Genomic DNA, 13012 nt, shown 5'->3' with positions numbered 1-13012 from the left:
TTACGCCAGGCGCATGGGAATGCCCTGCTGCGCCATGAACTGCTTGGCTTCCTGCACCGTGTGCTGGCCATAGTGGAAGATGCTGGCGGCCAGCACGGCGTCCGCGCGGCCCACCTTGATGCCATCGACCAGGTCTTGCAAGCCGCCCACGCCGCCCGAGGCGATGACGGGGATGCTGACGGCATCGGACACGCCGCGCGTCAGGCCCAGGTCGAAGCCCACCTTGGTGCCGTCGCGGTCCATGCTGGTGAGCAAGATTTCGCCGGCGCCCAGGCTTTCCATTTTACGCGCCCAGTCAAAGGCGTCCAGGCCCGTGGCGGTGCGTCCGCCATGGGTAAACACTTCCCACTTGCCGGGCGACACTTGCTTGGCGTCGATGGCGACGACGATGCATTGCGAGCCGTGCTTTTGCGACGCCTCGTACACGAGCTGGGGATTCGTCACGGCCGAGGTATTGATGCTGACCTTGTCGGCGCCCGCGTTGAGCAGCCGGCGCACGTCTTCCACCACGCGCACGCCGCCGCCCACGGTCAGCGGAATGAACACTTGCGACGCCACGGCTTCGATGATGTCGAAGATCAGGCCGCGGTTATCGCTCGAGGCGGTAATGTCGAGGAAAGTGATTTCATCGGCGCCCTGCTCGTCATAACGGCGGGCAATTTCCACCGGGTCGCCGGCGTCGCGCAATTCCGTGAAATTGACGCCTTTGACAACGCGGCCATTGGTCACGTCCAGGCAGGGGATGATACGTTTTGCAAGCATGATGGTATCCAGATTGTCGCCAGGCCAGGGCGTGCACGCGCACACCCCGGCCGGGCTGGCTTAAACGGCGGCGTCGGTCAGTTCGTCGGCGCGTTCCTGCGCCTGCGCCAGGTCGATCGTGCCTTCATAGATGGAGCGGCCGCAGATCACGCCTTCGATGCCTTCGGCCTGGACCGCGCACAGCGCTTCCACGTCGCCGATATTGTGCAGGCCGCCCGAAGCGATGACGGGGATCTTGACGGCTTGCGCCAGCTTGACGGTGGCCTCGATATTAATGCCGCCCATCATGCCGTCGCGGCCGATGTCCGTGTAGATGATCGATTCGACGCCGTAGGCTTCGAATTTTTTCGCCAGGTCGATCACTTCGTGGCCCGACATCTTGCTCCAGCCATCCGTTGCCACTTTGCCATCTTTGGCGTCGAGGCCGACGATGATGTGGCCCGGGAAGGCACCGCAGGCGTCGTGCAGGAAGCCGGGGCTTTTCACGGCCGCCGTGCCGATGATGATGTAGGTGATGCCGGCGTCGAGGTAGCGCTCGATGGTGTCGAGGTCGCGGATGCCGCCGCCCAGCTGCACGGGGATTTCCTCGATGTCATTTTCCACGGCGAAATCTTGCACGGCCTTCAGGATGGCTTTCACGGCGCCTTCGTTCTTCGGCTTGCCGGCAAAGGCGCCGTTCAGGTCGACCAGGTGCAGCCGGCGCGCGCCTTGCATCAGCCAATGGCGGGCCATCTCGGCCGGGTCTTCGGAAAATACGGTGGCAAGTTCCATATCGCCTTGTTTCAGGCGTACGCAGTGACCGTCTTTCAGGTCGATGGCGGGAATGAGCAGCATGGTCAGTGTGATTTAGAGTGAGTGAGGGGCGGAAAAAAAGCCGGATAGCTAACGTTAAGGTTGCCAGTGAACGAAGTTCTTGTACAGCTGCAAACCAGCGGCAGCGCTTTTTTCAGGGTGAAACTGTGTCGCGAAAATATTATCACGGGCGACGGCACAAGCAAACGGCGCGCCATAGACAGTCTCGCCCACCGTGTGCGCCGCTTCTTGAGGTTGAGCAAAATAGCTGTGCACAAAGTAAAAATAGGCGTTGTCGGCGATACCATTCCACATGACATGGGACGCCGTTTGCCGCACTTGGTTCCAGCCCATTTGCGGCACCTTGAAGCGCGAGCCGTCTTCCTGCACCTGGCCGTCGAGCTGGAAGCGCACGACTTTGCCTGGCAGCAAGCCCAAACCGGCCGCATCGCCCTCTTCGCTGCCGTCGAACAACATTTGCTCGCCGATGCACACGCCCAGCACGGGCTTGCTGTCCGCGGCGCGCAGCAGCGCCTCGAGCACGCCCGATTCGCGCAGGCTGCGCATGCAGTCGGGCATGGCGCCCTGGCCCGGCAAGACGATGCGGTCGGCGCTGTCGATGTCTTGCGCCAATCCGGAAATGCGCACGTCGGCTTCCGGCGCCACGGCGCGCAGGGCCTGCGCCACCGAGCGCAGATTGCCCATGCCGTAATCCACCACCACAATTTTATTCATGTTTGATCCCGGAATCTACAATATAGCGAGAGCGGCGCTTACAGGCTGCCCTTGGTCGATGGAATGATGCCGGCCGCGCGCTCGTCGAGCTCGGCAGCCATGCGCAGCGCGCGGCCAAAGGCCTTGAACACGGTTTCGCATTGATGGTGGGCATTCGTACCGCGCAAGTTGTCGATATGCAATGTCACGCCCGCATGGTTGACGAAGCCGCGGAAAAATTCCAGCGTCAGGTCGACGTCGAAGCCGGCGATCATGGCGCGCGTAAACGGGATGTGGTATTCGATGCCCGGGCGGCCCGAGAAATCGAGCACCACGCGCGACAGCGCCTCGTCCAGCGGCACATACGCATGACCGTAGCGGCGGATGCCCTTCTTGTCGCCGATAGCCTTGGCCACGGCCATGCCCAGGGTGATGCCCACGTCTTCCACCGTATGGTGGTTGTCGATATGCACGTCGCCCGTCGCTTCGATATCCAGGTCGATCAAGCCGTGGCGGGCGATCTGGTCCAGCATATGGTCGAGGAAGGGCACGCCGGTATTGAGCTTTTGCTGGCCCGTGCCATCGAGGTTGAGGGCGACGCGAACTTGCGTCTCATTGGTGTTGCGCGTGATTTCTGCGGTGCGGTTCATGGGAGGCTCTGGCGATAGGCTAAACGAGGGATGCCTTGAAGGCATCGTAAAAAAGGGAATTCTCTTCCGGGGTGCTGACGCTGATGCGTAGGCAATTGGCCAGCGCAGCATGCATTTTACTCATATTTTTAATTAAAACCCTGCGGGCAAGCAGTTTTGCGCAAACATCGTCGGAATCAGCCACACGAATCAGAAGAAAATTTGCCTTCGAGGGAAACACGGTCACACCCGGCAGCTCCGCCAGGCGCAGCGCCAGCGTATCGCGCGCGCTGTTGAGCAGATCCGCCTGGGCATTCAACACATCGAGGTGGTCGAGCGCGAATTCGGCCGCCGCCTGCGTCAGCACATTCACGTTATACGGCGGGCGCACTTTTTCAAATTGCGCCAGCAGGGCCGGCGCGGCCGACATGTAGCCGAGGCGGATGCCGGCCAGGCCCAGTTTCGACACGGTGCGCATCACCACCAGATTCTCGAACTCGGGCAGGCGGCCCATGAAGCTGTGCTGCGCGAACGGTTCATAGGCTTCGTCGACGACGGCGATGCCCGTGTCGCCCAGGGCGGCCAGGATGCGTTCGATGTCGGCGCTGGCAAACAGGTTGCCCGTCGGGTTGTTCGGATAGGCGAGGAATACCAGCGCCGGGCGATGCTGTTCGATGGCCGCCAGCATGGCCGGCATATCCAGGCTGAAGTCGGCCTGCAGGGGCACGCCGACGAAATCCATACCGGCGAACTGCGCCGAGCGCGCATACATGACGAAGGCCGGCACGGGCGCCAGCAGCACGGCGCGCTTGCCCGGCTCCTGATGGGCGCACGCCATGGCCAGGATGGAAATGAGCTCATCGGAGCCGTTGCCCAGCATGACGTCGAAGCCGGCGGGCACGCCCAGCTTGGCGCAGATGGCCGCCTGCAGGCTGGCGTACGACGGCGGATAGCGGTTCAGCGCCACGCCGGCCAGGCGCGCGCCCAGCTCTTCGCGCAGCTGCACCGGCAGCGGATACGGATTTTCCATCGCATCGAGTTTGATGTAACCGCTGGCATCGGCTACCTGATAGCTTTTGACGGCCCGCACATCGGACCGCACGGTGTTGCTGATTAACTGATCGAGGAAAGACATGCTGCAAACACTCCTGATGGAATTAAATGGAGACTAAATGACGACGTCTTCCGGCACGGCGGCGCTGCGCGCCTTGCGGGCCGGCGCTTTTTTCGCGGCGGGCGGTTTTTTCACGGCAGCCGGTTTTTTACTGGCCGCCTTGGCGGCCTTGGGCACGGCGGCGGCGCGGCGCTTGGCCGGTGCCTTCTTCTTTTCCGCCTTCGGCACGGCCGGTTCGGCCAGCTCCTGCGCCAGCGCCGCCAATCGCTGTTCGATGATGGCGCAGTAATCGGGATTCAACTCAAAGCCGACGAAATCGCGCCCGCAGCGCTTCGCCGCCAGGGCCGTGGTGCCGCTGCCCATGAACAGGTCGAGCACCACGCCGCCGGGCGGGCACGAGGCCTTGAGCATGCGCTCGATGATTTCGAGCGGCTTTTGCGTCGGGTGGTCGGCCCGTTCCGGGTGTTCCTTGTGCAAGCGCGACACGCTCCACAAGTCTTTCGGGTTGTAGCCCACTTCCAGCCATTTGGCGCCGATGAAAATCGAGCGCGAACGGGCTTTCTTGGTGGCCGCGTCGTAGGCGATGCGCACCGCGTCAAGGTCGAAGTAGTAATCCTTGCGCTTGACGAAGAAGCCGATGGTGTCGTGCACCGATGAAAAGCTGCGCACGCTGCCGCCCATGGACGGCACGCGGCGGTCCCAGATGATTTCATTCATCATCGCCATGCGCTGTTTCAGCATGACGAAGATCTCCGGCGAATAGCGCCAGGTGAGGAAGATATACAGGCTGCCGTTGGCTTTCAGCTTGGGCAGCGCCGCATCGATCCACTGCTCCGTCCAGCGCAGGTAGTCGGCCACCGACTGCTGGTCCGAGGCATTGCCGTAATCCTTGCCCAGGTTGTACGGCGGATCCGTCAGGATCAGGTCCACCGAGCCATCGGGAATGCGCGCCAGCCCCGCCAGCGCATCTTCGCAATAGACCCGGTTGACCCAGTCCGGCTGCTCCGCCATATTCGTCATGGCTGCGGCTTCAGACGCAGTTCGGCGCTGCGCGCGTGCGCCTGCAAGCCTTCGCCATACGCCAGGGTAGCGGCGACGCGGCCCAGGGTTTGCGCGCCCGCTTCACTGACGTGAATGATGGACGAACGCTTCTGGAAGTCGTACACGCCCAGCGGCGACGAAAAGCGCGCCGTGCGCGAGGTCGGCAGCACGTGGTTGGGACCGCAGCAATAGTCGCCCAGCGATTCGGACGAAAAGCGGCCCAGGAACATGGCGCCCGCGTGGCGTATCTGCTCGGCCCACTGCTGCGGGTTTTCCGCCGAGATTTCCAGATGTTCCGCGGCGATGGCATTGGCGATCTCGCACGCCTCTGCCATGCTGCGCACCTTGATCAGCGCTCCGCGGTCGGCCAGCGACGTGCTGATGGTGGCCTGGCGCGGCATCGTCGGCAGCAGCTTGGCGATGCTCTCCTCGACTTGCGCGATGTAATCCGCGTCGGGGCACAGCAGGATCGCTTGCGCCAGTTCGTCGTGCTCGGCCTGCGAAAACAGGTCCATCGCGACCCAGTCGGGGTCCGTCGTACCGTCGCACAGCACGAGGATTTCCGACGGTCCGGCGATCATGTCGATGCCGACGATGCCGAACACGCGACGCTTGGCGGCAGCCACGTAGGCGTTGCCGGGACCGACGATCTTGTCCACGGCAGCAATCGTCTGCGTGCCGTAGGCCAGCGCGCCGACGGCTTGTGCGCCGCCGATGGTGATCACGCGCGTCACGCCGGCAATCGCGGCGGCGGCCAGCACCATCTGGTTTTTCACGCCGTCGGGCGTCGGCACGACCATGATGATTTCGCCCACGCCCGCCACATGCGCGGGAATGGCGTTCATCAGCACGGACGACGGGTAGGCGGCCTTGCCGCCCGGGACGTAGATGCCGACCCGGTCCAGCGGCGTGATCTTCTGGCCCAGCACCGTGCCATCGGGCTCGGTGTAGGTAAAGCCGCGCAATTCCTCGCGCTGGCGTTCGTGGAAGGCGCGGATGCGCTGCGCGGCGATCTGCAGCGCCTCACGCTGGGCCGACGGCAAGCCGTTCAAGGCTGCCTGCAATTCGGCTTGCGAAATATCAAACGCCGCCATTTCCGCCGCGCCGCCATGCGGGATGCGGTCGAAACGGTTGGTATATTCCAGTACGGCGGCATCGCCGCGCGTTTTCACATCGGCCAGGATTTTTGCGACCGACGTTTCAATCGCTGCATCGGTGCCCGCCTCGAACGCCAGCAGCGTATCGAGCGATTGTTGGAAACCATCCTGGCTTGAATCGAGCTTGCGTATCTGTATCGGCATAATCGGCTTTCTGCTACTGAAGGTATCTAGGCTTGCGAAGCGCGTTCAAACGCCTCGATGATCGGCTGCAAGCGCTCGCGCTTGAGCTTGAGCGCAGCCTGGTTAACCACCAGGCGCGACGAAATTTCCATGATGTGCTCGACCTCGACGAGGTTGTTCGCGCGCAAAGTGCTGCCCGTGCTGACCAGGTCAACGATGGCGTCCGACAGGCCCACCAAAGGCGCCAGCTCCATCGAGCCATACAGCTTGATCAGGTCGACGTGCACGCCCTTGGCGGCGAAATGCTCGCGCGCCGTGTGCACGAACTTGGTGGCCACGCGCAGGCGCGCGCCCTGGTGCACGGCCTTTTCGTAGTCAAAACCGGCCTGCACCGCCACCGACATGCGGCAAGAGGCGATATTCAGGTCGATCGGCTGGTACAGGCCTTCGCCGCCGTGTTCGAGCAAGACATCCTTGCCCGCCACGCCGAAATCGGCCGCGCCGTACTGCACGTAGGTCGGCACATCGCTGGCGCGCACGATGATGACGCGCACGTTCGGATCGTTGGTGGCCAAAATCAGCTTGCGCGAGGTCTCCGGGTTTTCCAGCACCTTGATGCCGGCCGCTTCCAGCAGCGGCATGGTGTCCTCAAAAATGCGGCCTTTCGAGAGCGCCAGTATCAGCTGCGAATTGTCGCCCGTGTTCGATCCGTTCATGCTCGTTCCTTGTTATTTAATGCGTACGATGTTCGCGCCGACGGCCGACAATTTCACTTCCATGCGGTCGTAGCCGCGGTCGAGGTGATAGATGCGGTCGATCAGGGTTTCGCCATCGGCAGCCAGGGCCGCGATCACCAGCGACGCCGAAGCGCGCAGGTCGGTCGCCATCACGGGCGCGCCGCGCAGCTGCTTGACGCCGGCGATGATGGCCGTGTTGCCCTCGATGGTGATGTCGGCCCCCAGGCGGTTCATTTCCTGCACGTGCATGAAGCGGTTCTCGAAAATCGTCTCGGTGACGCGGCTGGCGCCATTGGCGATGGTGTTGACGGCCATGAACTGCGCCTGCATGTCGGTCGGGAAGCCCGGATATTCCGTGGTGCGGAAGCTGACGGGGTTCGGACGGGCCGACATCTCGGCGCGGATCCAGTCGGCGCCGAAGGTCATCGTCAGGCCCATGGCGCGCAGCTTGTCGAGCGCCGCGTCGAGGATATCGGTGCGCACGTTGCGCAGGGTGATATCGCCGCCGGTGGCCGCCACGGCGCACAGGAAGGTCCCCGTTTCGATACGGTCGGCGATCACCGCGTGCGAAGCGCCGTGCAGGGTATCGACGCCCTGGATCACCAGGCGGCTGGTGCCGATGCCGTCGATCTTCGCGCCCATGGCCACCAGCAGGTGGGCCAGGTCGGTCACTTCCGGTTCGCAGGCGGCGTTTTCCAGGATGGTCTCGCCTTCGGCCAGGGTCGCTGCCATCAGCAGGTTCTCGGTGCCGGTGACGGTGATCATGTCGGTGACGATGCGCGCGCCTTTCAGCTTGGCGCACTTGGCGTAGATGTAGCCCGCTTCGATGCGGATCTCGGCGCCCAGCGCTTCGAGGCCCTTGATATGCTGGTCGACGGGGCGCGAACCGATGGCGCAGCCGCCCGGCAGCGACACCTTGGCTTCGCCGAAGCGCGCCAGCAGGGGGCCCAGCACGAGGATCGAGGCGCGCATGGTTTTCACCAGTTCATACGGCGCTTCCAGCGTGTCGATGGCGCTGCCGTTGAGAACAACGCGGTCGCCGTCCTGCTGCACTTTCAGGCCCGTCTGGCCCAGCAGCTTCAACATGGTGGTCACGTCGTGCAGGTGCGGCACGTTCGTCAGGTCCAGGTCGCCCGCGGTCAGCAGGCCGGCGCACAGGATCGGCAGGGCGGCGTTTTTCGCGCCGGAGATGGCGATGTCGCCGTTCAGGCGGTTGCCGCCGTTGATGAGGAGCTTGTCCATGTGCTTATCCTTGGAATTCTTCGGGTGTCAGGGTTTTCATCGACAGCGCGTGGATTTCTTCGCGCATGCGGTCGCCCAGCGCCGCATAGACGATCTGGTGGCGCTGGATCAGGCGCTTGCCGGCAAACGCAGGCGAAACGATCACGGCCTGGAAGTGCTGGCCATCGCCCTCCACTTCGAGGTGCGTGCATTCGAGGCCGGCCGACAGATAGCCGTGGATCAGTTCTGGAGTGGTGGTCACGATAAGTCCTTGATATTGAATAATGTAGTGATGTGATGTGCCGCAATCAACGGCGCAATGAGTGTCGTAATCAATGTCGCAAACGATAGCCGCTCTTCAGCAGGCGGATTGACGCCAGCGCCAGGATCACGAGGAAGCCGGCGACGATGGACACGCTGAGCCACGGGCTGACGTCGGACACGCCGAAGAAGCCGTAGCGGAAACCGTCGATCATGTAAAAGAAGGGGTTCAGATGCGATACCGTCTGCCAGAACGGCGGCAGCGAGTGGATCGAATAGAACACGCCCGACAAGAAGGTGGCCGGCATGATCAGGAAGTTCTGGAAGGCGGCCAACTGGTCGAATTTCTCGGCCCAGATGCCGGCGATCAAACCCATGGTGCCCAGCATGGCGGCGCCCAAAAAGGCGAAGACGACGATCCACAGCGGCGCGACGAACGACAGGTCGGCGAACCAGCACGTGATGGCAAACACGCCAAAGCCCACGGCCAGGCCGCGCGCGACGGAAGCGAGTACATACGCCGAGAAGATTTCCCAGTGCGACAAAGGCGTGAGCAGCACGAACACGAGGTTGCCCGTGATCTTGGACTGGATCAGCGAGGACGAGGAATTGGCGAACGCGTTTTGCAGCACGCTCATCATCACCAGGCCGGGAATCAGGAAGGCCGTGTAGCTGACGCCGGGGCTCGGCTCCACGCGGCCGTCGAGCACATGGCCGAACACCAGCAGGTACAGCATCGACGTGAGCACGGGCGCGGCCACGGTTTGCGTCGCCACTTTCCAGAAGCGCAACGTCTCTTTGTAGACGAGGGTGCGAAATCCTGTCGAAATCATACGGTACCTTTATCCATGATCTGCAAGAAGATATCTTCCAGGTCGGCTTGTTGCAATTGCATTTCATCGATCTCGGCGCCCGCTTCGCGCAGGCGGGCGAGGATTTTTTCGACTTCGCTGTATTCGTTGACGCGCAGGCTGAACTTGTTCGGCGCCTGCTGTTCTTCCGGGTGCAGCACCAGGTGCTGCAAGTCGGCCGGCAGGCTGCCATTCTTGAGGTGCACCTGCAGCTGCGAGCCGGCGATGCGGCGGATCAGGGCCGACATGGTGTCGAGCGCCACCACCTTGCCGGTTTTCAGCATGGCCACGCGCTGGCACATGGCTTGCGCCTCTTCCAGGTAGTGCGTGGTCAGCACGACCGTGTGGCCGCCTTCGCGGTTCAGGCGCGAGATGAACTTCCACAGGGTCTGGCGCAGTTCCACGTCGACGCCGGCCGTCGGCTCATCGAGCACGATGACGGGCGGCTTGTGCACCAGCGCCTGGGCCACGAGCACGCGGCGCTTCATGCCGCCGGACAGGGCGCGCATGTTCGTATCGGCCTTGCCGGTCAGGTCGAGGTTTTCCATAACCTCGTCGATCCACTTGTCGTTGTTCGGCAAGCCGAAATAGCCGGACTGCAGGCGCAGGGTTTCGCGCACGGTGAAAAACGGGTCGAATACCAGCTCCTGCGGCACCACGCCCAGGTTGCGGCGCGCATTGCGGAAGTCCGTGACCACGTCGTGGCCATGGATCTTGACGGTGCCCGCGTCGGGGCGTATCAGGCCGGCGATGATGGAAATGAGGGTGGTCTTGCCGGCGCCGTTCGGGCCGAGCAGGCCGAAAAACTCGCCTTCCTCGATGGCCAGCGACACGCCGCCCAGCGCCTTGAGCGATTTATAGCTCTTTTCTACATTCGTTATTTGAATTGCGGTCATGTGCTTGTTTCAAGTGTAATGCGTCTGGTGTGATGCGCCAGTTGCCGGTGCAATGCAGGCCGGCTGGCCGGTGCAGGGCGCCCCTTCCGCAGAGGGTGGCGCAACAGTCAATTATAGTTGGAAACTTCGTGGAACACTTGGAGATCAATCCGACGGCGCTGCTGGCCTGCCGGCTTGAAAGCTACTGCTGATGCGGGGAGTGGGACAGGATCAATGATGATGCAGGTCGGACGGGCTGCGTTCGGCGTGGCCGCCGGCGCTGGCGCAGTCGTCGGTCGTCAACGTGCTCGAAACGAGCGAGCAGACGCCATACAGCTTGGTGAGGTTTTTCAGGTTGTCCGGCAGGTTTTTCAGCTCCAGCACGCCGCCGGCATCCTGCGCGGCGCGCTGCCACGTCAGCATGACGGAGACGGCTGCCGAATCGACGGCTTTGACGTTGCGCAAGTCAAACTTCGTCTGACCCGAGCGGATGGCGTCCAGACCCTGCTCCAATGCCGAAGTGGCATTGTGCACGGTCAGGGAAGTCAGGGACTGCAAGGTGTCGAGAGAGTCGGGCATGGCGTCGGGCTGCGCTGGTCTGGAGCTGGGTCAGGAGCTATATGATAGCCGATTATTTGGCTTTGGCAGCGGGACGGCTGGCCAGGGCCTTGTTTTTTGCCTGCAAGGTCTTGATCAGGCCATCGATACCGCCCTTGCTGATCTCGCTGGCGAAGCTGCTTTTGTATGTTTCCACCAGCCATGCGCCCAGCACGTTGATGTCATAGATCTTCCAGCCGGACGGGGTTTTCGCCACGCGGTAGTTCAGGGGCACGGGTTCGCCGCGCGCCACGTTCACCTGCGAGCGCACTTCCACTTCCGTGTCGGCCGGGTCGGCGCGCAGCGGCTTGAATTCCACGGTTTCGTTCTTGATCTGCGACAAGGCGCCCGAATACGTGTAGATCAGCAGAGTGCGGAATTCGCTGGACAGCTGCTTTTGCTGGTCCGGCGTGGCGTCGCGCCAGAAGCGGCCGGCGGCCAGGGCCGTCATGCGCTGGAAATCCACGTACGGCAGGATCTTGCTTTCCACCAATTCGGTGACGCGCTTGATATCGCCAGCCTGGATGGCCTTGTCGTTCTTGGCCGTCTCGATCACGTCCTGGCTGATGCGTTTGACCAAGACGTCCGGCGCTTCCACGGCGGGAGCGGCCTGGGCGGCGGTGGCAAAGGCGATGGTGGCCATCGCCAGCAGTTGTTTCATCAATTTCATGGTTCTACCTTTCATGGTGTTGCTATGCACCGGCTGGCGTCGATCGCAGCCGTGGTGTTTCTTTACCGCAGTTTACTCCTGAGGCCTAGCCTGGGAAGCCACGGTATTGCTACCAGATGTTACGAGGTCCGCCGGCGCCACATCGGCCGCGGCCGTCGCAGGCGGTGTTTCCGCTGGGACAGGCTGCGGTTGCGCCTCATAGGCCGGCTCGTAATCGCTGGTGTCGTTTTTTGGCACTTTGCGGTCGCGGCGGTCCGTATCGCCATCGAAAACCTTGCTTTCGCGCGCCTGCAGGAAGCCGTCGCGGATGAATTCATAACGGTCCAGCGCGGCCGCTTCCATCAGGTTGGTCGCGTCGAGCAGCGCGGCGCGCTTGTCGACGACGCGCGTCACCGTGCCGATATTGCGCACCGAGACAGGCTCCTTGTAGCGCCATGGGTCGCCCGTGATATCGAGCGGCAGGGCCACCGTGTCGCGCACGGTCGATGGGCCCAGCAGCGGCAGCATCACGTACGGACCAGGCTGGACGCCATACCAGCCCAAGGTCTGGCCAAAGTCTTCGTTATGCTTTGGAATGCCCGCCTGCGACGCGATGTCGATCAGGCCGAAGATGCCGAAGGTCGAGTTCATGCTGACGCGCACGACGTCTTGCAAGCCCGCCTCGCCCTTACCTTGCAGCAAGTTGTTCACAGCGCTCCACACATCGGACAAGTTGCCGAAGAAATTGCCCACGCCCGTTTGCACGAACGATGGCGTGACGGTCTTGTAAGCCGTGGCGACCGGTTTCAGGGCCACCTGGTCGACGGTGTCGTTGAACTTGAACATGGCGCGGTTGTAACCCTCGAGCGGGTCGCGCGGATTGGTGCCGGTGGCGCAAGCGCTCACGCTGGCGGCGATGGCCAGGGCCAGGCCGATACGCGCCAGGCTGCCTTGGGATTGTTTGGTCGACTCGCTCATTTGCTGTCCTTTCCTTCCGCTGCCTTGCTGTAGATGAACTGATTGATCAGGTCTTCCAGCACTGTGGCCGATTGAGTACGGGCGATCTTGTCACCCTCCGCCAGGTTCGCCAGATCGCCGCCTGCTTCCAGGCCGATATATTGCTCACCCAGCAAACCGGCCGTCAAAATCTTGGCCGAGCTGTCTTTCGGAAATTTGTAGCCATCTTCGATGTCGAGTTTCACCAGCGCCTGGTACGTCTTGTCGTCAAAGCGGATCTCCGCCACCCGCCCCACCACCACGCCAGCGCCCTTGACGGGCGCCTGCGGCTTGAGGCCGCCAATATTGTCGAACTTGGCACTAATGGTATACGTCTTGCTGAAAGACAGCGAGCTCATATTGCCGGCTTTGAGCGCCAGAAACATCAATGCCGCCACACCCAGCAAGACGAACAAGCCGACCCAGACATCCAAAGATTTACGTTGCATAAACAATCCTAAATAATTTTTACTTGCTGCCGCCTGCGCAACAT

General features: G+C 62.4%; 16 protein-coding genes. All 16 read right to left on the bottom strand.

Annotated features, from left to right (window positions below; all coding sequences use genetic code 11):
• Positions 1-762 (bottom strand): imidazole glycerol phosphate synthase subunit HisF, encoded by a 762-nt coding sequence (gene hisF / locus VPH40_RS27060; protein WP_099666082.1) that lies wholly within the window; start codon positions 760-762, stop codon positions 1-3.
• A gap of 60 nt (positions 763-822) precedes the next feature.
• Complete coding sequence (gene hisA, locus VPH40_RS27055) at positions 823-1596, bottom strand: 1-(5-phosphoribosyl)-5-[(5-phosphoribosylamino)methylideneamino]imidazole-4-carboxamide isomerase (RefSeq protein WP_070219639.1); 774 nt, start codon at positions 1594-1596, stop codon at positions 823-825.
• Positions 1597-1650: 54 nt separating this feature from the next.
• The gene (gene hisH / locus VPH40_RS27050; RefSeq protein WP_328574963.1) at positions 1651-2289 is read right to left on the bottom strand and encodes an imidazole glycerol phosphate synthase subunit HisH; all 639 of its coding nucleotides are present in this window, start codon (positions 2287-2289) and stop codon (positions 1651-1653) included.
• A gap of 38 nt (positions 2290-2327) precedes the next feature.
• Positions 2328-2918, bottom strand: a complete 591-nt coding sequence (gene hisB / locus VPH40_RS27045) for an imidazoleglycerol-phosphate dehydratase HisB (protein ID WP_010402123.1) — start codon at positions 2916-2918, stop codon at positions 2328-2330.
• A 19-nt stretch (positions 2919-2937) separates the two neighbouring features.
• Positions 2938-4032, bottom strand: a complete 1095-nt coding sequence (gene hisC / locus VPH40_RS27040; RefSeq protein ID WP_328574962.1) for a histidinol-phosphate transaminase — start codon at positions 4030-4032, stop codon at positions 2938-2940.
• Between the two features lie 33 nt (positions 4033-4065).
• On the bottom strand, positions 4066-5031 hold the full coding sequence (locus VPH40_RS27035; RefSeq protein ID WP_442906694.1) for a DNA-methyltransferase: 966 nt from the start codon (positions 5029-5031) through the stop codon (positions 4066-4068).
• Positions 5028-6353: a histidinol dehydrogenase gene (gene hisD, locus VPH40_RS27030; protein ID WP_077398225.1), complete on the bottom strand. Its 1326-nt coding sequence runs from the start codon at positions 6351-6353 to the stop codon at positions 5028-5030. Before hisD ends, VPH40_RS27035 begins: the two co-directional genes overlap by 4 nt.
• A 26-nt stretch (positions 6354-6379) precedes the next feature.
• Positions 6380-7048, bottom strand: a complete 669-nt coding sequence (gene hisG / locus VPH40_RS27025) for an ATP phosphoribosyltransferase (protein WP_077398226.1) — start codon at positions 7046-7048, stop codon at positions 6380-6382.
• A gap of 12 nt (positions 7049-7060) precedes the next feature.
• A complete protein-coding gene (gene murA, locus VPH40_RS27020; RefSeq protein ID WP_289907034.1) occupies positions 7061-8311 on the bottom strand; it encodes a UDP-N-acetylglucosamine 1-carboxyvinyltransferase in 1251 nt (416 codons plus the stop codon).
• A gap of 4 nt (positions 8312-8315) precedes the next feature.
• Complete coding sequence (locus tag VPH40_RS27015) at positions 8316-8552, bottom strand: BolA family protein (protein ID WP_034753824.1); 237 nt, start codon at positions 8550-8552, stop codon at positions 8316-8318.
• A gap of 70 nt (positions 8553-8622) precedes the next feature.
• The gene (locus VPH40_RS27010; RefSeq protein WP_251351539.1) at positions 8623-9384 is read right to left on the bottom strand and encodes an ABC transporter permease; all 762 of its coding nucleotides are present in this window, start codon (positions 9382-9384) and stop codon (positions 8623-8625) included.
• Positions 9381-10298 (bottom strand): ABC transporter ATP-binding protein, encoded by a 918-nt coding sequence (locus VPH40_RS27005; RefSeq protein WP_289900551.1) that lies wholly within the window; start codon positions 10296-10298, stop codon positions 9381-9383. Before VPH40_RS27005 ends, VPH40_RS27010 begins: the two co-directional genes overlap by 4 nt.
• 210 nt (positions 10299-10508) lie before the next feature.
• On the bottom strand, positions 10509-10856 hold the full coding sequence (locus VPH40_RS27000) for an STAS domain-containing protein (protein ID WP_077398229.1): 348 nt from the start codon (positions 10854-10856) through the stop codon (positions 10509-10511).
• 52 nt (positions 10857-10908) lie between these two features.
• The gene (locus VPH40_RS26995; RefSeq protein WP_099666076.1) at positions 10909-11544 is read right to left on the bottom strand and encodes an MlaC/ttg2D family ABC transporter substrate-binding protein; all 636 of its coding nucleotides are present in this window, start codon (positions 11542-11544) and stop codon (positions 10909-10911) included.
• Between the two features lie 72 nt (positions 11545-11616).
• Positions 11617-12501, bottom strand: a complete 885-nt coding sequence (locus tag VPH40_RS26990) for an MlaA family lipoprotein (RefSeq protein WP_099666075.1) — start codon at positions 12499-12501, stop codon at positions 11617-11619.
• Positions 12498-12968 carry an outer membrane lipid asymmetry maintenance protein MlaD gene (mlaD, locus tag VPH40_RS26985; RefSeq protein ID WP_070346035.1) on the bottom strand — a complete coding sequence of 157 codons (471 nt, stop codon included), beginning with the start codon at positions 12966-12968 and terminating at the stop codon, positions 12498-12500. Before mlaD ends, VPH40_RS26990 begins: the two co-directional genes overlap by 4 nt.
• Between the last annotated feature and the right edge of the window lie 44 nt (positions 12969-13012).

Source organism: Janthinobacterium sp. P210005 (assembly GCF_036231865.1).
Lineage (GTDB): Bacteria > Pseudomonadota > Gammaproteobacteria > Burkholderiales > Burkholderiaceae_D > Janthinobacterium > Janthinobacterium kumbetense.
This window is presented reverse-complemented; position numbering and strand designations above follow the sequence as displayed.

Coding starts and splice junctions, on each gene's coding strand:
- VPH40_RS27000 (WP_077398229.1), bottom strand. CDS start 10,856: ATGCCCGACTCTCTCGACACCTTGCAGTCCCTGACTTCCCTGACCGTG.
- murA (WP_289907034.1), bottom strand. CDS start 8,311: ATGGACAAGCTCCTCATCAACGGCGGCAACCGCCTGAACGGCGACATC.
- VPH40_RS26990 (WP_099666075.1), bottom strand. CDS start 12,501: ATGAGCGAGTCGACCAAACAATCCCAAGGCAGCCTGGCGCGTATCGGC.
- hisH (WP_328574963.1), bottom strand. CDS start 2,289: ATGAATAAAATTGTGGTGGTGGATTACGGCATGGGCAATCTGCGCTCG.
- VPH40_RS27035 (WP_442906694.1), bottom strand. CDS start 5,031: ATGACGAATATGGCGGAGCAGCCGGACTGGGTCAACCGGGTCTATTGC.
- hisB (WP_010402123.1), bottom strand. CDS start 2,918: ATGAACCGCACCGCAGAAATCACGCGCAACACCAATGAGACGCAAGTT.
- hisA (WP_070219639.1), bottom strand. CDS start 1,596: ATGCTGCTCATTCCCGCCATCGACCTGAAAGACGGTCACTGCGTACGC.
- VPH40_RS26995 (WP_099666076.1), bottom strand. CDS start 11,544: ATGAAATTGATGAAACAACTGCTGGCGATGGCCACCATCGCCTTTGCC.
- hisF (WP_099666082.1), bottom strand. CDS start 762: ATGCTTGCAAAACGTATCATCCCCTGCCTGGACGTGACCAATGGCCGC.
- mlaD (WP_070346035.1), bottom strand. CDS start 12,968: ATGCAACGTAAATCTTTGGATGTCTGGGTCGGCTTGTTCGTCTTGCTG.
- hisG (WP_077398226.1), bottom strand. CDS start 7,048: ATGAACGGATCGAACACGGGCGACAATTCGCAGCTGATACTGGCGCTC.
- hisD (WP_077398225.1), bottom strand. CDS start 6,353: ATGCCGATACAGATACGCAAGCTCGATTCAAGCCAGGATGGTTTCCAA.
- VPH40_RS27010 (WP_251351539.1), bottom strand. CDS start 9,384: ATGATTTCGACAGGATTTCGCACCCTCGTCTACAAAGAGACGTTGCGC.
- hisC (WP_328574962.1), bottom strand. CDS start 4,032: ATGTCTTTCCTCGATCAGTTAATCAGCAACACCGTGCGGTCCGATGTG.
- VPH40_RS27005 (WP_289900551.1), bottom strand. CDS start 10,298: ATGACCGCAATTCAAATAACGAATGTAGAAAAGAGCTATAAATCGCTC.